18 protein-coding genes and 1 tRNA gene are annotated in these 21,341 nt (G+C 58.4%); 14 read left to right on the forward strand and 5 right to left on the reverse strand.

Annotated features, from left to right (window positions below):
• The first annotated feature begins 109 nt into the window (after window positions 1-109).
• From ACL0K2_RS19380 to ACL0K2_RS19415, 8 genes are all read left to right on the forward strand, one after another.
• Window positions 110-1,456 carry a UDP-glucose dehydrogenase family protein gene (locus ACL0K2_RS19380; protein WP_413043244.1) on the forward strand — a complete coding sequence of 449 codons (1,347 nt, stop codon included), beginning with the start codon at window positions 110-112 and terminating at the stop codon, window positions 1,454-1,456.
• Window positions 1,457-1,551: 95 nt separating this feature from the next.
• Window positions 1,552-2,862: a lipopolysaccharide biosynthesis protein gene (locus ACL0K2_RS19385; protein WP_230623579.1), complete on the forward strand. Its 1,311-nt coding sequence runs from the start codon at window positions 1,552-1,554 to the stop codon at window positions 2,860-2,862.
• 1 nt (window position 2,863) lies between these two features.
• Window positions 2,864-4,093, forward strand: coding sequence for a glycosyltransferase family 4 protein (locus tag ACL0K2_RS19390; protein ID WP_239610737.1), 1,230 nt, complete (start codon window positions 2,864-2,866; stop codon window positions 4,091-4,093).
• A 171-nt stretch (window positions 4,094-4,264) separates the two neighbouring features.
• Window positions 4,265-5,389 (forward strand): GDP-mannose 4,6-dehydratase, encoded by a 1,125-nt coding sequence (gene gmd, locus ACL0K2_RS19395; RefSeq protein WP_413043245.1) that lies wholly within the window; start codon window positions 4,265-4,267, stop codon window positions 5,387-5,389.
• 2 nt (window positions 5,390-5,391) lie between these two features.
• On the forward strand, window positions 5,392-6,360 hold the full coding sequence (fcl, locus tag ACL0K2_RS19400) for a GDP-L-fucose synthase (protein ID WP_045161230.1): 969 nt from the start codon (window positions 5,392-5,394) through the stop codon (window positions 6,358-6,360).
• A gap of 291 nt (window positions 6,361-6,651) precedes the next feature.
• Window positions 6,652-7,896 carry a hypothetical protein gene (locus tag ACL0K2_RS19405; RefSeq protein WP_413043246.1) on the forward strand — a complete coding sequence of 415 codons (1,245 nt, stop codon included), beginning with the start codon at window positions 6,652-6,654 and terminating at the stop codon, window positions 7,894-7,896.
• Window positions 7,859-8,623: a glycosyltransferase gene (locus ACL0K2_RS19410; protein WP_045161232.1), complete on the forward strand. Its 765-nt coding sequence runs from the start codon at window positions 7,859-7,861 to the stop codon at window positions 8,621-8,623. Before ACL0K2_RS19405 ends, ACL0K2_RS19410 begins: the two co-directional genes overlap by 38 nt.
• A gap of 60 nt (window positions 8,624-8,683) precedes the next feature.
• Entirely contained in the window at window positions 8,684-9,664 is a 981-nt protein-coding gene (locus tag ACL0K2_RS19415; protein ID WP_045161233.1) for a phosphoribosyltransferase family protein, read from the forward strand.
• Window positions 9,665-9,716: 52 nt separating this feature from the next.
• Here the strand turns inward: ACL0K2_RS19415 and ACL0K2_RS19420 are convergent, their stop codons facing one another.
• Window positions 9,717-10,763, reverse strand: coding sequence for a glycoside hydrolase family 5 protein (locus ACL0K2_RS19420; protein ID WP_413043248.1), 1,047 nt, complete (start codon window positions 10,761-10,763; stop codon window positions 9,717-9,719).
• Between the two features lie 181 nt (window positions 10,764-10,944).
• On the opposite strand from ACL0K2_RS19420, the gene ACL0K2_RS19425 reads away from it, so the two are divergent.
• Window positions 10,945-11,739, forward strand: coding sequence for a WecB/TagA/CpsF family glycosyltransferase (locus ACL0K2_RS19425; protein WP_230623580.1), 795 nt, complete (start codon window positions 10,945-10,947; stop codon window positions 11,737-11,739).
• Window positions 11,740-12,334: 595 nt separating this feature from the next.
• On the opposite strand, the gene ACL0K2_RS19430 is transcribed toward ACL0K2_RS19425, so the two are convergent.
• Together ACL0K2_RS19430 and ACL0K2_RS19435 are read right to left on the reverse strand one after the other, a co-directional pair.
• Window positions 12,335-12,910, reverse strand: coding sequence for a DUF488 family protein (locus tag ACL0K2_RS19430; protein WP_413043250.1), 576 nt, complete (start codon window positions 12,908-12,910; stop codon window positions 12,335-12,337).
• Entirely contained in the window at window positions 12,907-13,122 is a 216-nt protein-coding gene (locus tag ACL0K2_RS19435) for a DUF2945 domain-containing protein (protein WP_239610735.1), read from the reverse strand. Before ACL0K2_RS19435 ends, ACL0K2_RS19430 begins: the two co-directional genes overlap by 4 nt.
• A 520-nt stretch (window positions 13,123-13,642) precedes the next feature.
• Between ACL0K2_RS19435 and ACL0K2_RS19440 the strand changes: the two genes are divergently transcribed.
• The 5 genes from ACL0K2_RS19440 (at window position 13,643) to ACL0K2_RS19460 (ending at window position 18,459) form a co-directional block, all read left to right on the forward strand.
• Entirely contained in the window at window positions 13,643-15,775 is a 2,133-nt protein-coding gene (locus tag ACL0K2_RS19440; RefSeq protein WP_413043251.1) for a glycoside hydrolase family 5 protein, read from the forward strand.
• 448 nt (window positions 15,776-16,223) lie between these two features.
• Window positions 16,224-17,045 (forward strand): hypothetical protein, encoded by an 822-nt coding sequence (locus ACL0K2_RS19445; protein WP_413043252.1) that lies wholly within the window; start codon window positions 16,224-16,226, stop codon window positions 17,043-17,045.
• Window positions 17,042-17,485 carry a phage holin family protein gene (locus tag ACL0K2_RS19450; protein WP_045161241.1) on the forward strand — a complete coding sequence of 148 codons (444 nt, stop codon included), beginning with the start codon at window positions 17,042-17,044 and terminating at the stop codon, window positions 17,483-17,485. The genes ACL0K2_RS19445 and ACL0K2_RS19450 overlap by 4 nt, the downstream gene beginning before the upstream one ends.
• Complete coding sequence (locus ACL0K2_RS19455) at window positions 17,482-18,291, forward strand: DUF3618 domain-containing protein (protein WP_045161242.1); 810 nt, start codon at window positions 17,482-17,484, stop codon at window positions 18,289-18,291. The genes ACL0K2_RS19450 and ACL0K2_RS19455 overlap by 4 nt, the downstream gene beginning before the upstream one ends.
• 92 nt (window positions 18,292-18,383) lie before the next feature.
• A tRNA-Thr gene (locus tag ACL0K2_RS19460) sits at window positions 18,384-18,459 on the forward strand.
• Window positions 18,460-18,519: 60 nt separating this feature from the next.
• On the opposite strand, the gene ACL0K2_RS19465 is transcribed toward ACL0K2_RS19460, so the two are convergent.
• A complete protein-coding gene (locus tag ACL0K2_RS19465; protein ID WP_045161243.1) occupies window positions 18,520-19,758 on the reverse strand; it encodes a polysaccharide pyruvyl transferase family protein in 1,239 nt (412 codons plus the stop codon).
• Complete coding sequence (locus ACL0K2_RS19470; RefSeq protein WP_413043253.1) at window positions 19,755-21,026, reverse strand: lipopolysaccharide biosynthesis protein; 1,272 nt, start codon at window positions 21,024-21,026, stop codon at window positions 19,755-19,757. Before ACL0K2_RS19470 ends, ACL0K2_RS19465 begins: the two co-directional genes overlap by 4 nt.
• Between the last annotated feature and the right edge of the window lie 315 nt (window positions 21,027-21,341).

The raw sequence follows: 21,341 nt of genomic DNA on the forward strand, positions 1-21,341 counted from the left end.
AACCTGACTCGGATTGATTATCTGCCCAGCAAACGAATTTGCGCCTCCGGCCACCTGTAGGGTCGCGCCGAGGCACGCCTGTATCAATGTCTGAATCGAGGATCCTGTTATGAACATCACCGTCGTTGGAAGCGGCTACGTGGGGCTGGTTACCGGTGCCTGTATTGCGGAGATGGGCAACACGGTCTACTGCGTCGACGTCGACAAGTCCAAGATCGATAACCTCAAGCAGGGCATTCTGCCGATCTACGAGCCGGGTCTCGAAGAGATCGTCACCGAGAATCATGCGGCTGGGCGGCTGCACTTCACGACCTCGCTGGGCGAGGCCGTCGAGCAATCGGAAGTTTTCTTCATCGCTGTTGGCACTCCGCCTGGCGAAGATGGCTCGGCGGATCTGCGCTACGTGCTGGAAGTTGCACGGCAGATTGGCGATACGCTGAGCGCGCCGGCCATCGTGGTGAACAAGTCCACCGTGCCGGTCGGTACCGCGGATCTGGTACGTGCAGCGGTGTCCGAACGCCTCGAGGCGCGCGGCGTCGATATCGAATTCTCTGTGGTCTCGAACCCGGAATTCCTTAAGGAAGGCGCCGCGGTCAACGACTTCATGCACCCGGACCGGATCGTCATCGGTGCCGACAACGAGCATGCCCGCCAGGTCATGAGCGCGCTTTACGCGCCCTTCGTCCGAAATCGCCCGCGCACCATATTCATGGGCATCCGTGATGCGGAAATGACCAAGTACGCCGCCAACGCGATGCTGGCGACCAAGATCTCGTTCATGAACGAAATCGCGAGTCTCTGCGAGCGCCTCGACGTGGACGTCGAGAACGTGCGCCTGGGGATCGGTTCGGACGAGCGCATCGGCTATCACTTCATCTATGCCGGTTGCGGCTATGGCGGGTCGTGTTTCCCGAAGGACGTCAAGGCACTGATCAACATTGCCCACCAGAACGACTTCGAGCCCGAGTTGCTGCGGGCCGTCGAGTCGCGCAACGACCAGCAGAAGCACTCGCTGTTCAACAAGATTTCTACCCATTTCAATGGCGACCTGAGCGGTCGCACCTTCGCGGTCTGGGGCCTGGCATTCAAGCCCGGCACCGACGACATGCGCGAAGCGCCGAGCGTGGTGCTGATCAACAGCCTGATCAATGCCGGTGCCAAGGTGCGGGCTTTCGATCCGGTCGCACGCGAGACCGCGCGCCGTGAGTTTCCGGAAAGCTGGTTCGCCGATGGCCGTTTGCAGATCGTCGAAGGTCAGTACGAGGCTGCAATCGATGCCGACGCGCTGTGCCTGGTTACCGAATGGAAACCTTTCCGTCGCCCGGATTTCCGCGCCTTGAAGCGCCTGCTGAACACTCCGCTGATCATCGACGGCCGTAACCAGTACGACCGCGAGCAGGTCAAGCGCGAAGGTTTTGGCTACTACGGCGTCGGCCGTCAGCCGGTCCTGGCCTGAGCAAGGGGCAGCGAGTGAACGCCATCGATCAGCCCAGCGTGCGGCGCGGTCCTGCTCCCATTCGGGAAAGGCTAGCCGCGCTGTTGCACGCCAGCATGCGAAGCAAGTTGCTACGCAACATCGTCACCGTGGTAACCGGCACCGCCGGTGCGCAGGCGATCACGTTGGCGTTCATGCCGGTGATCACCCGCATCTATGGACCGGAAGCTTACGGCGTCCTGGGGACCTTCCTCAGCGTCACCATGATGCTGATTCCGGTCGCGGCGCTGACCTACCCGATCGCCATCGTGCTGCCCAAGCGTGATGGCGATGCCCGCGGGCTGGTGCGTCTGGCGTTGGCAATCGCCCTGGCATTGGCGACGGTGGTCGCCCTGGCGCTGCTGGTATTCGGTGATCGGCTGGCGGCCGCGCTGGAAATTCAGATCATCCAGCCGTACCTGCTGCTCATCCCGTTTGTGATGTTCTGCGGTGCGGCGTTGGAGATCTGTCAGCAATGGCTGTTTCGCACACAACGTTTCCGTATCACTGCGAGCGTGGCGGTGGGGCACTCGTTGCTGTTCAATTCGATGCGCACGCTGGCCGGCCTGGTGCAGTCGTCGGCACTGGTATTGGTTTGCACCACCGCGCTGCAGCAGGCCCTGCACGCGGCAATGCTGGGTCTGGCGATGCTGCGTGCGAAGCCCCATCGGGACAACCACGCCGACGAAACCGAGCAGGGCGACCCGGGCATGCTGGAGCTGGCTCGTCGGCACAGTGACTTTCCCAAGTATCGCGCACCGGTGATGCTGATCAACGCTGTCTCGCAGCATCTGCCAACGCTGGTGCTGGCCGCTTATTTCGGCCCGGCCGCGGCCGGTTTCTTCGCCCTGTGCAAGCAGGCGCTGACCATGCCGACCAACTTGATCGGCAAGTCGGTCGCCGACGTCTATTACCCGCGCATCAGCCGCGCAATCCATGACCGTGAGCCGGTCACGGCGATGTTGCTGAAGGCGACCAGCGCGCTGGGACTGGTGGGCTTAGTGCCATTTTCGCTGGTGGCGGTGTTCGGGCCTTGGATGTTTGCGCTGGTGTTCGGTGAACAGTGGCACGTCGCGGGCGAGTACGCCCGCTGGTTGGCGCTGGCTGAGTACGTGATCTTCGTCTCGCGCCCCTGCGTGGTGGCGGTGCCGGCGCTGTCCCTGCAAGGCCGGTTCCTTCTGTTCGAGATATTCAGCACCAGCTTGCGCGTGCTTTCGCTATTCGGCGGGGCGCTGCTGATCGGCAATGCGCTGGCCACCGTTCAGGCGTTCGCCGTCGCCAGCATCATCATCTACTCGTCGCTGATGGTGATCGTGCTGGTCGCCTCGCGCCGGTGGTATGCGGCCCAGCACCCGAAAGCCCAGTACTCGGAAGAGAGTTTCGATTGATATGAAGGTATTACATTTGGTCGCTGGCGAATTGACCGGAGGTGCTGCCCGCGGTGCGTACTGGTTGCACCAGGGGTTGCGCTCGCTGGGTGTCGATTCTCTCGTCTACACCAACAGCCAGATTACTCATGGCGATACCTCGGTGGTGTCCGTCAGCCGCAGCAAGAAAGACAAGATCATCAGTATCGCCAGGAGCCAGGCGGACCAGGCATTCGCCAGCTTCTACCGTGGACGCCAGTCGGGTATGTTCAGCGCCGGGGTGATGGGCGCCGATTTCACCGACAGCACCGAATGCCGCGAGGCCGACGTGGTGCATCTGCACTGGATCAATGGCGGCTTCGTCGACATGAAGCACCTGGCCAAGCTGCGCAAGCCGGTGGTCTGGACCATGCGCGACATGTGGCCGATGACGGGTGGCTGTCACTACGCCATGGGCTGCGAGAAGTTCATTACCGGCTGCGGCAGCTGCGATCAACTCGGCAGCACCTCCGACAGGGACCTGTCGCGCTTCGTGCTCAACCGCAAGCGCAAGTATCTGCCCAAATCGATGAAGATGATCGGCATCAGCGACTGGGTCTCCGAGCAGGCCAGGCAGAGCCTGCTGTTCCGCGATTTCGACGTACGCACCATTCACAACAACGTCGATGCCAACGAGTTCTTCCCGCTGGATAAACCTCTGGCCAGGCAGTTGCTAGGGCTGAATACCGAGAAGAAGATCATCCTCACCGGCTGTACCAGCGCCAAGGACATCTACAAGGGCTTCGGCAAATACCTGGAGATGCTCAAGCATCTCGACCCGGCCAAGTACCACCTGTGCTTTTTCGGCAAGCTGGACCAGTCCATCGCCGACGGCTTGGGCTTCGACTACACCTCGTTTGGCTACCTGCACGACAGCATCTCGCTGCGCCTGCTGTATTCGGCGGCCGATGTCTTCATTGCGCCAAGCCTGATGGAAGCGTTCGGCAAGACCCTCGCCGAAGCCATGGGCTGTGGGACCCCCGTGGTGTGCTTCGACGCCACCGGCCCGAAAGATATCGTGACTCACCAACACGACGGCTATAAAGCCGCGCCCTTCGAAGCCAGGGGGCTCGCCGAGGGCGTCGAGTGGGTCACGGGCGAGGCCGACTATCCACAGCTCGCGGCCAATGCGAGAGAAAAGATCGTCAGCACCTTCGACAGTCCGGTCATCGCTCGGCAGTACCGGGCGCTGTACGAGGAAATGCTCGCATGAGCGGTCCGTCCGTCCGAGGCGGGCAGGGCAGTAACGCTTCGTTAACTTCGGCTGCCAACAATCAATTTAAAGCTGCTGTTCGGCGGGACAGGGCGCTTGGTCGCGCCTGCTTTGGCCGCCCAGCATCACACACCACTCCTCTTGTCATCTGGAACCTACAGGTACTCTGAAATGGAAAAGAAACGCGCACTGATCACCGGGATTACTGGGCAGGACGGTTCCTACCTCGCCGAGTTTCTGCTGGAAAAGGGCTACGAGGTCCATGGCATCAAGCGCCGCGCCTCGTTGTTCAATACTCAGCGGGTCGATCACATCTATCAGGACCCTCATGTCGAGCACCAGAACCTGGTTCTGCACTACGGCGACCTGACCGACTCGTCCAATCTGACTCGCATCATCCAGGAAGTGCAGCCCGACGAGGTGTACAACCTGGGTGCGCAATCGCACGTCGCCGTCAGCTTCGAATCGCCTGAATACACGGCGGACGTAGACGGCATGGGCGCGTTGCGCATTCTGGAAGCCATTCGCCTGCTGGGCCTGGAAAAGAAAACCCGCTTCTACCAGGCCTCGACCTCCGAGCTGTACGGCTTGGTGCAGGAGATTCCGCAGAAGGAAACCACGCCGTTCTATCCGCGTTCGCCTTATGCAGTGGCCAAGCTGTACGCCTACTGGATCACGGTCAACTACCGCGAAGCCTACGGTATGTATGCCTGCAACGGCATTCTCTTCAACCACGAGTCGCCACGCCGCGGCGAAACCTTCGTGACCCGCAAGATCACCCGCGGCCTGGCAAACATCGCCCAGGGACTGGAGAAGTGCTTGCACATGGGCAACCTCGACGCGCTACGCGATTGGGGCCATGCCAAGGATTACGTACGCATGCAGTGGATGATGCTGCAGCAGGAGCAGGCGGAAGACTTCGTCATCGCTACCGGCGTGCAGTACTCGGTGCGCGAATTCATTCGTTGGTCGGCCGCTGAGCTGGGTGTCCAGCTGCGCTTCGAAGACAGCGGCGTAGACGAGCGCGCCATCGTTGCCGGCATCGAAGGGGACAAGGCACCGGCGCTTAACGTGGGTGACGTCATCGTTCGCATCGATCCGCGCTACTTCCGTCCGGCGGAAGTGGAGACCCTGCTCGGCGACCCGAGCAACGCCAAGAACAAACTTGGCTGGACCCCGGAAATCAGCGTGCAGGAAATGTGCGCCGAGATGGTCCGCGAGGATCTGAAGGTCGCCCAGCGCCATGCCCTGCTCAAAGAGCACGGCTTCGACATTCCAGTGACATTGGAGAACTGAATATGAATCGTGACGCACGTATTTTCGTTGCGGGACATCGCGGCATGGTGGGCTCCGCGATTGTCCGTCGCCTGCAATCGCTGGGATACCGCAATCTCATCACGCGTGGGCGTGAGGAGTTGGATCTGGTCGACCAGGCGGCGGTGAACGCCTTTTTTGCAGAGAACAAGATCGATCAGGTTTACATGGCCTCGGCCAAGGTGGGTGGCATTCATGCCAACAACACCTATCCGGCCGAGTTCATCTACCAGAACCTCATGGTCGAAGCGAACATCATTCATGCCGCGCATTGCAACGACGTCAATAAGTTGCTGTTCCTCGGCTCGTCGTGCATCTATCCCAAGTTCGCCGAGCAGCCGATGAAGGAAGAGGCGTTGGTGACCGGCGTGTTAGAACCGACCAACGAGCCCTACGCGGTGGCGAAGATTGCTGGCATCAAACTGTGCGAGAGCTACAACCGCCAGTACGGCCGTGACTATCGCAGCGTGATGCCAACCAACCTCTACGGTCCGAACGACAATTTCCATCCGGAAAACAGCCATGTGGTGCCGGCATTGCTCAAGCGCTTCCACGAGGCGACGCAGCGCGGCGATAACGAAGTCGTGATCTGGGGCAGCGGCAAGCCGCAGCGCGAGTTCCTCCATGTCGACGACATGGCCGCAGCCTGCGTGCACGTCATGGAACTGGATGACGAGACCTATCAGGCCCATACCCAGCCGATGCTGTCGCACATCAACGTGGGTACTGGGGTGGACTGCAGCATCCGCGAGCTCGCCGAAACCATTGCTCGGGTCACTGAGTACCAGGGCGAGCTCAAATTCGACAGCACCAAGCCGGACGGCACCCCGCGCAAGCTCATGGACGTCTCGCGTCTCAAGGCGCTCGGTTGGCAGTCGAGCATCAGCCTGGAAGACGGTCTGCGCGATGCATATCGCTGGTTCGTCGAAAATCAGCATCTGGTTCGTCACTGATCAATCAGGGCCATGGCCTGCCACGCAGGATTTTTTGGCGCGATGAGCGGGGAAGAGACAGGCGGGCGATAGCGCCGGAGAAGCAATGCGGCGCATTTGGCTTGAGCAACAGCGGACTTTTTTGCCGCTGTTGTTGTCCATCCATGGCACATGATTCCTCCGCCGTGGTGAACCGCCTATCTAGAAGTCGTCAAACCGGACCGGCTCGGTTCTGTGTTCGCCACGTCACATCTGGAAAATGGGGAAAGCCGCTTGTTAAGGAAAGTTCTGGCGTACAAGAATCTGCTGTTCATGCTCCTGTTGCTGAACTCCACCTGCTTCTTCCTGACGGATGACAAGCGGGCCGGAATTCCGTACTTCCAGGAGCTGTTTCTGCTACTGGTTCTGGCCGCAACAGCTTGCCTGTTCGTAGCATGGAAGTGGGTCTACCAGTCAAAGACCAGCCTGTGGATCATCTTCATGGGCTGCCTGCTGCCGGTTATCTCCGCGGTGCTCGCCAACCTGAACTTCGGTCAACCCATGGCGTATGGCTTGCTGGAAGAGCGTCGTTTCTTTCAATACCTGGTGTTCTTCCCGACCCTGTTCCTGTTGATCAAGGCGTCTCCGACCGAGGAGGAACTGGGAAAGTACTTTCTTTACGTCGGCCTGTTCTGCGCCACCCTGGGCTTTGCCTACTATCTGGGAATTATTCCGCAGAACAAGGTGGCTTCCTTCACCGTCGATGATTGGACGCAGTACGAGGACCTGTTGCGTCCGAATCGCTTCCGTATCGGTGCGCCCGTAGTCACCATCTCGGCGTTCATGCTGATGTACAGCATGAAGGATCGGGTCACGATCGGCAGGCTACTGGTTCTTCTCTACTTCGTGGCCTATCTCTGGCTGGTCATGCAGACCCGGCAGACCATGGTGGTCTGGGCCTTGGCGGGTATGTGGATATTCCGTAAGCGCATCGATTCGCTGATGAAGATGAGTGTGCTCGGCGTGACGATCCTGGTGGCGTCATACCTGTTGGTCCCTGAGTTCTATCACGAACAATACGCCCGATTCGATGCCTTGCTCTTCGACGCCACAGCGGGGCCTGGCGTGCGGGAGAGAACCGTTTCGATCATTCTGGATGCCATCAGCGCCAACAACTATTTCGGCATGGGTGCGCTGTCTCTGCAATGGCAAGGCGGGTTCTCGCGAATTTATAACTCACACTTTTATCTCGCCGATGTCGGAATATTCGGCGTCTATTATCGGTACGGGTTCCTGGCGCCTATCGTCGCCTTGGTCTTCTATGGCGGCTTCATCTGGATAATGCGCCAATGCTCGAACAAGGGGCCTTTGCTGGCAGCCCTGCAACTATCCTTTGTGGTCAGCATGTTGAATATTGCGCTTTCCAATGCACTGACATTTTCTGGTGATGTGTATGGGATGGCGGCGGCGTTTTTCCTTTATTACGCCAAGCTTAAAACAGCGGACACCCCCCTTACGGCAAATCTTGAACAGGTGAATTATGGTCAGTTTCAGTATCGTAACTATAAACTGGAATAATCTGGATGGCCTGAAGGAGACCTATCGGAGCCTAACCAGCCAGACCTACCGGAACTTTCGCTGGATTGTTATCGACGGCGCCTCCAAAGATGGGAGCGGCGAATGGTTGAAAAGTCTTGACGACGATCAGGCGGAAATAACCATCGAGCCGGACAAGGGTATTTACGATGCGATGAACAAAGGGCGTCTGCGTGCAGTCGAGACGTCCGGCTATACGCTGTTCCTCAACAGCGGCGACTCGCTTGCCGACCCATCGGTACTCGAACGTATCAATGGCGAGTTGTCGAAAACGACCGCCGTACCGAAGTTCATCTATGGTGACTTCTATCGCAAGGAAGCCAGCGGCGACTTGAAACTCACCAGCGCACGTCCCATCGAACGCGCGCCGCTGGGTTTGCCGGCCAGCCATCAGACCATGTACTTCGAGAATGAGCGACTGCGCCAGTTCGAATTCAGGCTCGATTACAAGTTGTCAGCAGACTACTGCTTGTTGCTTGAATTCCTGCAGGGGCTGGACTTGCAAAGCGAAGTTCTGCAACTGTCGTTTCCGCTGTGCATCTTCGATACCACGGGTGTATCGCACAAGCGACGCTTTGAGGCGATTCGTGAAGACATGCATATCAGAACGCGCTTTCTCAATTTTTCCAAACCCAACGCCTTGGCGCTCTATGTGCTGCATTACGTACATACTCATACCAAACAACTGCGTTCGTCATTGGGGCGTTGAAGAAGTAGACGGGTTTCCCATCGAGGAGATGGACCAAGAAAAGGCACAGGAGAGTGTTCGATGAATTACCGAAGCCTGAATGACCTATCGCGGCTCAGCACTGAGTGTGCCAGCAAGATTCCAAACGATGTCGATCTAGTGGTCGGTATTCCCCGAAGCGGGACGCTGGTCGCCAGCGTCATCGCGCTGAAGCAGAACCTGCCATTGACGGACCTCTATTCGTTTCTGCGCAATGATGATCTGAAGAAAGGCAATACCCGCACCTACAAACACGCCGACCTGACGAAGCCATGGGATGCAAGAAAAATCCTGCTTGTGGACGATAGCATCTCATCGGGCAACTCCATGCAGGCCGCGTTGGTGCAGGTACGCTCCGCTTATAAGGGCAGCGTGGTGACCATGGCCGCGTTTGCCGAACGACATAATCGGAATCTCGTAGATGTACATCTAGAACTCGTAGAGCAGCCGCGGATGTTTGAATGGAACGTGATGCACCATCCGTTCCTGGCCCAGGCATGTCTGGATATAGATGGGGTGCTCTGCGTCGATCCGACCTTGGAGGAGAACGACGATGGACCGAACTACCTGCAGTTTCTAGGTTGCACGCGCCCGCTCTTCATCCCTTCGGTCAAGGTTGCGCATCTGGTGACCAGTCGGCTTGAAAAATACCGTGCCGAAACGGAGGCGTGGTTGGAGCGCAACGGTGTGCAATACGGCACCTTGCACATGCTCGACCTACCCACTGCTGAAGAGCGCCGCCGACTGAATATCCATCACAAGTTCAAGGCGGAGGTTTATGCCAAACAACCGTTGACGCGGCTATTCGTCGAGAGCGAAGTCAGGCAGGCGGTCGAGATCATGAAGCTCAGTGGCAAACCGGTGTACTGCATCGAGACCAATGAGATGTACGTGCCTGGCCAGGTCTATAACCTCAAGTCCAATGCATTGCGCAAGAGCTACAGCCTGAAGGCGAAGCTGGTCGGCAAGGCTAGATCGATTCTTGGCAAGTGGGTACCGGTCGCACCCTCGTCGAAGAGCTGATGCGCCCGTTTCGATCGCACCTGGGTGCGGCCGGAACGAGCGCTGGTGCTGCTCAGTGTTTGGGGCCGATTTGGCTGCAATTTCCCTGGTTGACGTACTTGCTGAGCACTTCCCACTGCGGACGGTCCTGACCGTCCTTCGGTTCGACGGACAACTTGTATTTGCCCCAGGACGAACCGGCCGCCCAGTATGTCATCGGGATGCAGTGTTGCTGCAGGTATGCCAGCAAGTTATCCATCGCTTCCAATAGGCGGGGGTCATCGGAAGGAACACCAAACTCACCGATATGACCTTGCTTGCCATGCTCGATCAACCAATCGATAAAGGGTTTGACGCGTTTGACGCCGAGCATGGTGTCGAAGTCTTTCTCCAGCGGTTCCTTGTATTGTCCGCTACCGTGTTTATCAAGATACAGATGGGCGGAAAATATCAACTTGTCGGAGGGGTCTTTCAGTTGCAACAGCGGATCATTGAATTTCTGCCAGCGAAAACTGCTGGACCAGAAGTTGCCCTCGATAAACAAGGGCCGCGCCTTGTCATGTTTTCTGATGGCGTCGATACCGGCTTGGGCTGCGGCCGGCCAATATTCGTCGGCGCCGTGTGGTTCGTTCATGATGTCGTAGGCATAAAGCCCTGGGTGATCCTTCCAACGCTTGGCAATGCGTTCCAACAGATCCGCGTAAGCCGATATCGGTACAGCTTCGGTTCCAATGATCTGTTTCTGATAGCGGGCGTAGTTGTGAATGTCGAGGATGACCCGCATGTCGTTATCAGCGGCTTGTTGCAATGTCTCTTCGATCAGCTGTGCATAATCTTCGTCAAGTTCCGCGTTCAATTCATGCTGCAGGCGTTCCCACATGATGGGAAAGCGAATGGTCATGATGCCCTTGGCCTTCCACTTCGAAAGATAGCCAGGAGCTGGGAAGAAATAATTTGTTTTATATTTCCCAGGGATGACATTGCCAGAAAATGCGGCACCGCCAATATTCAGTCCGATCAGATCGATATTTTCTGCCTCGCTTGCGGCACTCCCGAGCACAAGTGCGAGTCCGAGGAGTATTCCTTTTGATCGTTTCGATACGCTACGTGTCCTTAACATCTGACTACCTCTTTTTACCCTTTGGGAAGATACCGCGGGAGCGGCTGCTTCGTTTGTCCGGCAGAGCCAGGCATTGTTCAGTTTTTTTCCAGACGAATCTTCCGTTCAGCACGCACCCCCATCCGGCTGCTGCAGTGCGTCTCGACGACTTTCATTTGATTTGCAGACAGAGAAGCTATTTATGAAAAATCCCCTCACCAAAAGGATGGATCCTTTGATAGGGAAGCTGAAACTATTGGACGAAACAGATACCGGCCCTTTTATCTCCGAGTTGAAGAAGCGCGAGTCGCCGACCATCCTGGGGTTTCTCAATCAGCACGGCTACAACATCGCTCAGCGCCATTCCTCGGTCCTGCACAGCTTTCTTCAGGTCAACTATTTGCTGCGCGACGGCATCGGTATCAAGATCGCCTGCTTGTTCAATGGGCTCGACCCGAAAGCCAACCTCAACGGATCCGACTTCATTCCAGAGCTGATCGAAGATCTGGTAGGAGACTCCGAAGACCGTTACGAGCTGTTCGCCATGGGGACTTGTGAGCCTTGGCTGAGCGATGGCGCGCGCAAACTGTTCGGCGACCGCAGGTTCTATGCGATCGATGGCTTCAAGCGTTCCGAGGAGTACCTGGAGTTCTTTCGGCAGCACCACGTGCCCGGGCGCTTTCCGATCATCGTGTTGGCCATGGGCATGCCCAAGCAGGAGCATGTGGCGCTGCATCTGCAAAAGGCGATGAATACCCGTGCACTGCTGATCTGTGGTGGCGCGATCCTTGATTTTTCGGCACAGCGCTTTCCGCGCGCACCGATGCTTTTTCGCCGGTTTGGGCTGGAATGGGCGTTCCGCATGCTCATCGAGCCCCGTCGCTTGTTCAAGCGTTACGCCGTGGGGATCCCGCTGTTCTTCTATTACCTGTCGCGTAACGCCTTCTCGAGCACGCGGCGCGTCGGTGGCTGGAGTGCGCTCAAGCGCGAACCCTAACCATTTGCTGCCGCCTGGCAAGGAGGAGAGGGCGGCAGCAGCCAGGATAGGTGGCAAAACGGACCGCGATTAGCGCGGGACACCGTTAATGTCGTCGGCTTGCGTCGATCGAGACGATCCCAGCGTGGTACGTCTTGCTCGTCGAGCGCCCAGCAGGTTCATCGGTAACGCGAGTCAATATCCCCGCGCCAGTGCCCAAAACCTGGCCAGTCAGAAGCCCGAGTGGCTTCATCCCCCAATATTCCCAACATGATTTTTGCAATCGACCCGACGGCGCTCTGCTGGACTTGAGCGCGGGCGATGGTGGGGTGCGCGTCGGCGCAACACTCAGATCAGCAGCACCTCGTACAGGACTGCCTGAACAGCGCGATTACCGCTTCCACCTATAGGCCTTGAGCGCTCCGCCTCTGCCATTGCCAGCAGAGCCGGGCCGGCCTACCAGATCTATCAGTGCCTTGATCGTACCGCGCAGCGGCCCCGCTTCCGCTGCTTCCAGAAAAGACTCGGTATCGATCCGCTCGTGGTTGACGACGCAAAGCCGTCGTTCGGTCAACCGCCTGCTTGTTTGCCTCTCCCTCCTTGTGGGCTGTCAGCGCTAGTGTCTCACGCCCGGCCCGTCCTTCTTTAATGGCACGCCGACGCCTGCGTCATAGGTCAGCTTGCCGTTCTCCAGTCTTGCTGGCGAGGTATAGGGATGCGGCGTCATTCGTTGAGCGTCCTGGATGTGCAGTACCTCTATTCCTCGTAGCTTCAAGACATCCGACACCATGGCGCGGTGGCAGCGCCACCAGAGCACTTCTGCACACATCATCGCGGTGGGTCGTCCATCCGCCAGGTGTAAGAGTCGCTGGAGGCCAGTGGCGAACTCGTCGGTTTTCAAATGCTCGGCGTAGCCCCGAAAGGACGCGTTGCGCCACGCGCTGGAACACAGCCCCGGCGGGGCCCGACGTCTGCCACCCAATTGCTCGATCCACTCATAGGCAATCTCGTGTTCGTGGAGCACGGCTTCGAGATTCGCCGACATGAATTGTGGCCAACGCTTCGATCCGGGAAAGCGACGGACGTCCGCGACCGCGCGGATGCCGTAGTGCTCCAGCACCGCGATAAGCGCCTCGGGCGTTCGCGTGGAGTGGCCAATCGTCCAGATCTGGCGCGGCTGGGTCGGGATCATTCGATCTTACCCAGCGCGCCGCCCTTGTGCATCGCCACGTGATCCGTCTTGTCGCTCTTGATCTCGTATTGCGGTTCATCCGGGCTGGCCCGTCGCCTATGACCTTTGTAGTCGGTGTCCTGTGTATGCACTTTGACGATGCGTCCCGTCACATACCCCGCCTCGGAATTCCAGCGCACGTGGTCGCCAATCTTGAATTTCTGCTGCGTCATGAACGGCTCCCGACTCTGTCAGGTGGGCTGACAAGGAATAACACGAGCGGAAATAACTCTTCCTCTCTTATAAGCGGACCGGAAGCGGCGCTTCCTTGCTCCGACCGTTCGTCGGCTAAATCCATAGCCGATTTCTCATTCTGTGACCTGGTTAATTCAAAAAAATGACGCCGTCAGGCAATTAGCGTAACGGTTTAAAGCGGCTTAAGCGCTATTGAGGGTAATGGCAAAAAGACAGCTTCTAATAGCGGATTAATGGCCGGTCAAAAATGTGGCGGAGAGTTGGCGATCTAAATCCGTCAAAAAAATTTTGAATCGTTTTGGAAACCTATTATAAAGGCGCCACGCAACGGATTGCCGGGTTCCCCTACTGGTAATCCGGCGTTCGTTGTAACGCGGTTCGTCCGGTTGCGCGAAGTGATGCATCTGCCCCAGTAAGCGCCTGTACGACTTAATTAAAACTCCCGCCACTTTTTTAAAGGCTTCGGCTTTTAGAAGTATTAAGTTCCGGAGAGACTGAATGTCTATCAATGTAATTACTGGTGCCCCTAAGGCACTTGTTCGTTCCATCGCTCTTGCTGCCGTATTCGGCGCTGTTGTTTTCACTGGCGAAGCGGCTGCTGACATCACGGTAAGTGCCTCTTCCACGACCGCTTTCACTTCAAAGATCAATACCTTCACCAGCACCGATTTTCTCAACGGTGTGTGGCGCCGGACCGCGGCTCTTTCCGTGCCGGCGAGCTCTGCCGCTATCGCCGCGTTCAAGCCGGGCGTCCAGATCAAGTTTGCCGATGGCCAAGTACGCAAGATCACCAAGGTCTACGTCGTCGGTAGCAACATCAGTATTTACGTTGACGGTGGTCTGCTCGACGGCGCCAAGGTCGGCGCACCGCGCACAGTCAGCACCGTGTTTGCCTCCGCAGCAGCTCCTGCTACAACGGCTCCGGCAGCGACTGCCCCTAGCAGCACGCTCTCGGTCTCCCTGAACAACTTCACCAGTACTGATTGGGATCGCGGGATCTATCGCCGGTCGCCCGGTTTCTCCATCCCGGATACCGCTGCCAACAAAGCTGCGTTCGTTGTCGGTGCATCGGCGAAGCTGGCGGATGGCCAGGTACGCAAGATCACTGCGGTCTATGACACGGGTGCCAACCTGTCGATCATGATGGGTGGCTCCGCGCTGTCTGGCAGCGCCGTTGGCTATCCGAAGTCCGTCAGTGTGGCGTCGGCCACCGGCACCACTTCGCCTTCCGTAACCCAGCCGGCACCTGCTCCGGCGCCCGCCCCCGCGCCGACTGCCCCTGCGTCCGGCACGACGTACAGCGCCGGGTTGAACAGCTTCACCAACTCGGATTGGGAAAACGGTATCTATCGCAAGGCCGCTGGCTTCTCGATCCCAGACACCGCTGCCAACAAGGCCTCGTTCGTTAAAGGTGCATCGGTAAAACTGGCAGACGGCCAGGTACGTCAGGTTGCCGCCGTCTATGACGTGGGCGCCCACCTCTCCGTCATGCTGAGCGGCACAACGCTGTCCGCCAGCGCCGTTGGCTATCCGAAGACCATCAGCGTGGTGTCCAGCACCGGCGGCACGACTACGCCGACGGCTCCTGGTACCTCGTCGCCTGCTCCGGCACCGGCACCAACGCCTGCTCCGGCACCCACCACTCCGGTGGTCAGCGACGGTAGCGGTATCGATCTGGTCGGCGTGAACTTTGGTTCGGGCGTGTTCGACCCGGCGAATGTTCCGGGCATCTACAACAAGGGCTACACCTACGCCGACGAGTCCTATTACAAGCGTCACGCTGGTCTTGGCTTCAAACTGGTGCGTCTGGGCTTCCTCTGGGAGCGAATCCAGCCCAAGCTGGGTACCGAACTGGATGCCGCTGAATTGGCGCGCATCAAGCAGTCCCTGGATTACGCTCAGAAATACGGCATCAAGGTCATCCTTGATATGCACAACTACTACCGTTACTACGGCAAAGTCATCAACTCGCCGGAAGTTCCGCGGGCGCAGTTCGCTGAAACTTGGCGCAAGATCGCTGTGCAGGTATCCAAGCACCCGGCCCTGTATGGCTACGGTCTGATGAACGAGCCGTACAACACCGGTAACAACCTGTGGCCGCAAACTGCGCAAGCCGCTGGGCAGGCAATCCGTAAGATCGATCCGACCAAGTGGATCATGATCGCTGGTGATCGCTACTCAAGCGCCTTCCATTGGCAGAAGTACAACACCCAGCTGATCAACGATCCGTGGATGCGTGATCCGAAGAACAACCTGGTTTACGAAGCTCACCAGTATCTCGACTTCGACTACTCGGGCACCTACACCAAGCGCTCCGAAACCTTCGCCCCGATGCTGGGTGTAGAGCGAGTCAAGCCGTGGGTCGAGTGGCTGAAGGCCAACAAGCTGCGCGGCTACCTTGGCGAGCATGGCATCCCGGACTTCTCTCCGTCTGCTGTAGTCGCCACCGACAAGCTGCTGGCGTACCTTGCCGAGAATTGCATCCCGAGCACCTACTGGGCAGCCGGTCCTCGCTGGGGTGAGAACATCATGGCACTGGACGTCGCGAGCGGTAAGCACCGTCCACAGCTGGCTCCGCTGCAAAAGCATGCCGCTGCGAAGAAGACTTGCTCCACCATCGGCCCGCTGTAACGGCGACCGGTATAAAAAGACGGGCCCTCGGGCCCGTTTTTTTTTGCCTTCAACTATTTGAAGACATCATCGCGGTGCTGCTCGTCGGCTGCAGTTTCGTTTCCTGTCAGTTTCAACCGGTAAGTTCGGCTAATGGGCATTTTGTTAACGATAGATCATCCGTTTCGCTTGTTAGTTATACCGTTCCGCTTAAGTTCAATAACGACGCCGGTTTATAGGTGTGCGAAGGCAACTTGCCACTAATCAAGCGTGCCGAGGATTAGGCTTCCTGCCGTTCTTTCACAACCAAGGCGCGCTATTAATGGCGCGCCGAAATAATGGAACTCGAAAATAGCGCCCCGGTCACCTTATATGTGCACACCGAAATTACACAGTTTGCGGTTCCCCGCAGTTGCTGTGTTCCTACGGACCGTGGTCTTCCGGCCAAGCCATATAAAAGGTGAATCAAATGACTACACCCGACGAAGAAATCACTGGTTACGGTGGCCTATCCAAGACCGGCCCCGATACCGCTTCTGCGACATCCAACTCCACCAATGGCCAGTCGACTTCTAGCGCGTCGACCGGGCATGTCGCCGAGGATGCCAAAGCCAAAGCCAGGCAAGCCGCCGATCAGGTGAAAACTCAAGGCAAAAGCCAGCTCGAAGGCTACCGCGAAACAGCCGCCGACGAGCTCGAGAAGGTTGCTCAAAGCGCCAAGGCCGCCGCTGAGGAATTGGAAGGGCAGGATCGTCTGGGGCTGTCCAACTACGTTTCCAGCATGGCGCAAAGCATGGTCAAGCTCTCCGACGATCTACGCGGCAAGAGCGTGGACGAGCTGTTCCAGGACGTGAATCAGTTGGCACGGAACAATCCGGGTCTGTTCATTGCCGGCAGCGTCGCGCTGGGATTCGGTTTGACCCGTTTTGCCCGCGCATCCAGCAAGCGAGCTGCCCAGGGCGATTACGGCCATCGTGACAGTTCCACCTCGTTTTCCTCGGGAAGTCAGTATGGCTCCTCTCGCGATGGGTATCGCTCCGATCAGGAAGAGCTTAATGATCGCCTGAACACCGGCGAACCTGGAACCATCGGTAGCGTCAGTAACGCCGGCGTTTCGTCTGCAACCAGTGCTTCCCGCTCCACGACCTCCACCACGGGAACAGGTGCAGGTATTGGAACCGGTGCGGGCACCGGGACGAGTAGCAATGGCTTGGGCTCCACGTCGGGGACTGGCCTGGGTTCCACTTCCAGCCGTGACGGCAAAGGTACTGACGGAGGGCTTTTCCCATGAGCGAAGCACGTAAGACAACCTCAACCACTGTGCATACGCCTGAACCTGGTCTACGCACCGAAAGCGATAGCTCTGTAGGCGGCCTGCTGCGGCAGCTGACTCACGAAGTGCCGTCTCTGATCACCAAAGAGCTGGCGCTGGCGAAAGCCGAACTGAGCGAATCCATTCGCGCCACCAAGGCCGGCGCCGCGAGCGTCGCGACCGGTGGGGCCGTCCTGCTCGGTGGATTCATCGTCCTGTTGATGTCGGCCGTCTATGGACTGAGCAAAGTCATGGAGCCCTGGCTCGCCGCGTTGATCGTTGGCGGAGTGGTGGTGGTGATCGGTTTGATCATGGTGTCCGCCGGCAAGAAGAAGTTCGAGGCATCCTCGTTCAAGCCCGAGCGCACCATTCATTCGGTTAACAAGGATAAAGAAGCCGTGAAGGGGCATACATCATGAGCACACGTAACCAGATAGATGTCGAAGCACAAAAGGATCCCGCAGAGCTGGAGCGCGAAATCGACCAGCAGCGTGCCGAGATCGGCAATATCGTCCATGCGTTGGAAAGCAAATTATCCCCGGGCGAGCTCATCGACACCGCATTGGGCTACATGAAGGGCGGCAGCGGCGAGTTCTTCTCCAATTTGAGCAATACGGTCAAGGCCAACCCGGTACCAACAGTGCTGACATCCATAGGCCTGCTCTGGATGATGGCGGGACAGAATCGCCAGCCGCATTCGAACGTGACCACGACCGGCTATGGCAATGGATCAACCGGGCCCTCGATGGGTGAAAAGCTTTCCGCCAAGACCGCGAGCCTCAAAGAGCAGGGCTCGGGGATAAAGGACAAGGCCAGTCAGATGAGCCACAGCGTATCCGAGTCACTCGGTAACGCCCGTACTCGAGCCAGTGATTCCAAGCGCCATGCCTCAGAGCGGTTGCGGGGCGGGGCCGACCGGGCGCGTGGCGGTTTCAATCATTTGCTTCAAGAGCAACCCCTGGCGTTGGGTGCCATCGGTATCGCCCTGGGGGCGCTGCTAGCGGCCTCGGTGCCACCGACGCGACGGGAAGATGAGGCGCTGGGTGAGATGAGCGATCGCGTGACCGATCGGCTCCGCCACAAGGCCGAGGAGGGGTACCAAAAGGTATCTGCCAAGGGCGAAGAGGTGGCTGCCCAGGTCAAGCAGGGCGCCAGCAACGGCGAGGCCAGCCGATCGCCCTCCGGCACGGCGACTTCGACCGGCTCCACATCTGCCGGTCTATGACACCGCGCGACACCGCATAGCGAATGCGGCACGTTTTCACCGGTGCGGGCCTTGAGTCCGCACCGGCGAAAACCGATAATGCGCCGCTCCATGCCGGTGTAGCTCAGTAGGTAGAGCAGCGCATTCGTAATGCGAAGGTCGGGGGTTCGACTCCTCTCACCGGCACCACAGATCCACGAAAAGGCCCGCATTGCTGCGGGCCTTTTCGTTTGTCGGTTCGCTGTTCGCTCAGTTGGCTGCTACGGCTTCCGCCTTGGTCTGAGCCATCGACGACTCGCCACGTGCCGGTGCTTGTTCATACAGCGTAATCATATGGTCTAAATTGGCGCGTACCCGGCCTTTCATGGCTTCGACCACAGTGCTTAGCTCGGCCCGATGGCTTTCGCCGAATGAATTGATCAGGTTGGTGCCGATCTGGCTGATCTGTGGGACCTCAGCGAACCCGCATGACTGCTTGGGTACCCAGGTTTCGAGGAAGCTCGACAACTTGACCACTCGCTGCGGAAGCAGTGCGATCTGCGGCACGGCGAAGGCCAAGGCAGTGATGGCGCCATGCAGGCTGGTGCCACAATAGAGCTTGCTGGTAGCGATGCAGCGGATGATGTCGTCGATCTTGCCGCTATCGACGCGGTAGGCGCGCTCGTCACCCAGGAGGCTGTGCAGCTTGTCCAGTGGACCGTCGTCGGAGTGGCCGGGCGCCTTGCCGATGGTCAGCAGGGCGATCTTCAGGCCGGTGTTGACGTTGAGTTCGGTCAATTGCTGGGCGATCGCCTCGATGCGGCGCTTGGCATGGTGGTCGGAAATGTGAAACACGATATGGCCGGGCTCGGCCGGGTCGACCTGCTGCTGAAAAATATCCGAAATCAAGATCGCGCTGTCGGGCACCAGATTATGTTGGACCCCGAGCTTGTCCAGCTCGGCGGACGTTTCGCGGTCGCGAACCGATATGTAGGTGCAGTCGTTGAGGTTGCGCTTGATTGCCTCGTGGATCAGCGGTTTTTTGCGGCTGATCTCGTTACCGCCCACGCTGTTGTACATCACCTTGTAGCCGGGCAGGTCGCGTTCGCCCAGGACCAGCGGGATGTCCGATGGAATCGAGGTGAACATTCGGCTCAGGCGAATGAATGCCTTGTGGCCGATCAGGTAGGGGCTAGCCTTGATCGGGTAGTAAATCGCTTGCGGCGCGAGATAGCCGATGATGCTTTCCCATTGCGCCGTCAGGCATTCGCCACCAGCGACGATGAGCATGGTCTTGGGCTGCTGGCGCGTGGCCTCCAGGGCTTTTTTCAGCGGGACGGTCGGCAGTGCGCCATAGCCGGACAGGTCCGACTTCTTGGTTGCCGCGACCAGCACGTTGAAGCGGCCGTCGGCCTCCAGGTAGCGTTTGAGGACGATTGCAAAGAGCAGGTCGCCATAGTTGTGCCGGTCATAGGCTCCGTAAGCGATTACGTTAACCCGGTCAGTCATGGCGTCGGACTCCTTTCGATTTGTTTGAATTGCAGGTAGAGCAGGGCGTTTTTCAGTGCCAGCGCCACGGCCGTGGCGAAGCAGGCGCCATTGACGCCATAGCGCGGAATCAGGATGAGGTTGAGCGCGAGGTTGATCACGCACGCCGCTATGTTGTTGTGTAAATAGCGGCGGTGATTGCCCGTCATGGTCATGAAAATGCCCAGGGGCCCGGCGGCCAATACGAAGAAGTAACCGATGGCCAGCACCAGCAGGGGGTAGACGCCCTGTTCACGGTATTCGGCGCCGAAGACGGCGAGGATGTATTCGCGCAGCAGGCCGATAGCGAGCAGGATCATTAGCGCCAGTGCCAGCATGAAGCGCGAGTATTTCCTGACCATGGCAAAGGCGCCAGCACGGTCGTGCCGGGCCCAGCGTCTGGAAATGTCAGGCCCGATGGTGCCGTTGATAATGAACAACAGGGTGGTCGAAAGGGCGGCGATCTTCGCAGCGATGTAGTAGATGCTGACTTCGCCTGCCGAGCGCAGCACACCGAGCAGCAGCGTATCGGAGAGTTCGATGACGCTGTTCATCACGGCGATGAGCATCAGCGGAACGCAGAGTGTGAGCATCTCCCGCCAGCCGAGTGCGCGCTCTGAGGTTGAAGCGGGCAGACTGGCGTTGGCGCGCCATATAGAACCGAAGATGGCCAGGCCGTAGCTGATGACGAAGCAGCCCGCCACGGTGGTCAGGTCGTTACCGCTGACCGATACCAGCAACAATGTCAGGGCCGGCTGGAATGCGGTCTGCCAGAACAACCCCTCGCTGGTTTTATGCTTGGCTTTCAGTGTTTCGCTGGCGATGCTCAGCAGTGACAGACCGAGCGCGGTGACGGCGAAGAGGACCGCTGCATGGGCGAAATATGCTTGGGTGGTTTTGGAGAAATACACCACGACCAGGCCGATCAGGAAGGCCGGTACGTTCATCAACGCGGCAAGACCCAGTGCGCGATGGAAGTAACGGCGCTGCTGGCCATCGCTCAGTGAGGAAATATTCTTCAGGCATGCGATGTCCAGCCCTATCCGGGCTATCAGCGACAGGAAGATGCCCAGCGCCACGCAGAAAAACACCGTACCGGCCAACTCGGGGACGAGCAGTCGCGCCAGCAGGATGTTCAAGCCAAGCGTAGCGCCAGCCCCGCTGCCTTTGGTGACGATCAGCCTGGCATATTTGAGAAGGTCGGCTTTCATTCCTGGCTGTGGGGCGTCCGTTGCATATGCCGATTTCATTCAATGCTCCTGCGGTCGCAAAAACGACTAAGCCATGTCTGGCGTATCCGAATGGCGATGCCGGGCGAGCCGAGGTTCGGAACAGAACTCTCCGCCTGCACCGATCGTTGCGCTGTACGGTTGCGCCTGCAGCTCAACGATGGGCTGAACTGGAGACTCCATCAAGAGCCTCGCTACGGCTGAAAGTTCCTTGAACGAAGTCGTCGTTGGGATGAATGCTGTTCGTCCGTTCAGGGGATGGCGAGCCGTTCACAACGTCGTAGACGTCTGCTCAACAGCCTGCAACAGGCCACCGACGACGGTCGGGGCGACCGG

The organism is Pseudomonas sp. YJ42 (assembly GCF_047225135.1).
GTDB classification, from domain to species: Bacteria; Pseudomonadota; Gammaproteobacteria; order Pseudomonadales; family Pseudomonadaceae; genus Stutzerimonas; species Stutzerimonas stutzeri_E.

Bases quoted from the DNA above. Each gene is read 5' to 3' on its own strand.
- ACL0K2_RS19380 (WP_413043244.1), top strand. From the start codon at position 110: ATGAACATCACCGTCGTTGGAAGCGGCTACGTGGGGCTGGTTACCGGT.
- ACL0K2_RS19385 (WP_230623579.1), top strand. From the start codon at position 1,552: ATGCGAAGCAAGTTGCTACGCAACATCGTCACCGTGGTAACCGGCACC.
- ACL0K2_RS19390 (WP_239610737.1), top strand. From the start codon at position 2,864: ATGAAGGTATTACATTTGGTCGCTGGCGAATTGACCGGAGGTGCTGCC.
- gmd (WP_413043245.1), top strand. From the start codon at position 4,265: ATGGAAAAGAAACGCGCACTGATCACCGGGATTACTGGGCAGGACGGT.
- fcl (WP_045161230.1), top strand. From the start codon at position 5,392: ATGAATCGTGACGCACGTATTTTCGTTGCGGGACATCGCGGCATGGTG.
- ACL0K2_RS19405 (WP_413043246.1), top strand. From the start codon at position 6,652: ATGCTCCTGTTGCTGAACTCCACCTGCTTCTTCCTGACGGATGACAAG.
- ACL0K2_RS19410 (WP_045161232.1), top strand. From the start codon at position 7,859: ATGGTCAGTTTCAGTATCGTAACTATAAACTGGAATAATCTGGATGGC.
- ACL0K2_RS19415 (WP_045161233.1), top strand. From the start codon at position 8,684: ATGAATTACCGAAGCCTGAATGACCTATCGCGGCTCAGCACTGAGTGT.
- ACL0K2_RS19420 (WP_413043248.1), bottom strand. From the start codon at position 10,763: ATGTTAAGGACACGTAGCGTATCGAAACGATCAAAAGGAATACTCCTC.
- ACL0K2_RS19425 (WP_230623580.1), top strand. From the start codon at position 10,945: ATGAAAAATCCCCTCACCAAAAGGATGGATCCTTTGATAGGGAAGCTG.
- ACL0K2_RS19430 (WP_413043250.1), bottom strand. From the start codon at position 12,910: ATGATCCCGACCCAGCCGCGCCAGATCTGGACGATTGGCCACTCCACG.
- ACL0K2_RS19435 (WP_239610735.1), bottom strand. From the start codon at position 13,122: ATGACGCAGCAGAAATTCAAGATTGGCGACCACGTGCGCTGGAATTCC.
- ACL0K2_RS19440 (WP_413043251.1), top strand. From the start codon at position 13,643: ATGTCTATCAATGTAATTACTGGTGCCCCTAAGGCACTTGTTCGTTCC.
- ACL0K2_RS19445 (WP_413043252.1), top strand. From the start codon at position 16,224: ATGACTACACCCGACGAAGAAATCACTGGTTACGGTGGCCTATCCAAG.
- ACL0K2_RS19450 (WP_045161241.1), top strand. From the start codon at position 17,042: ATGAGCGAAGCACGTAAGACAACCTCAACCACTGTGCATACGCCTGAA.
- ACL0K2_RS19455 (WP_045161242.1), top strand. From the start codon at position 17,482: ATGAGCACACGTAACCAGATAGATGTCGAAGCACAAAAGGATCCCGCA.
- ACL0K2_RS19465 (WP_045161243.1), bottom strand. From the start codon at position 19,758: ATGACTGACCGGGTTAACGTAATCGCTTACGGAGCCTATGACCGGCAC.
- ACL0K2_RS19470 (WP_413043253.1), bottom strand. From the start codon at position 21,026: ATGAAATCGGCATATGCAACGGACGCCCCACAGCCAGGAATGAAAGCC.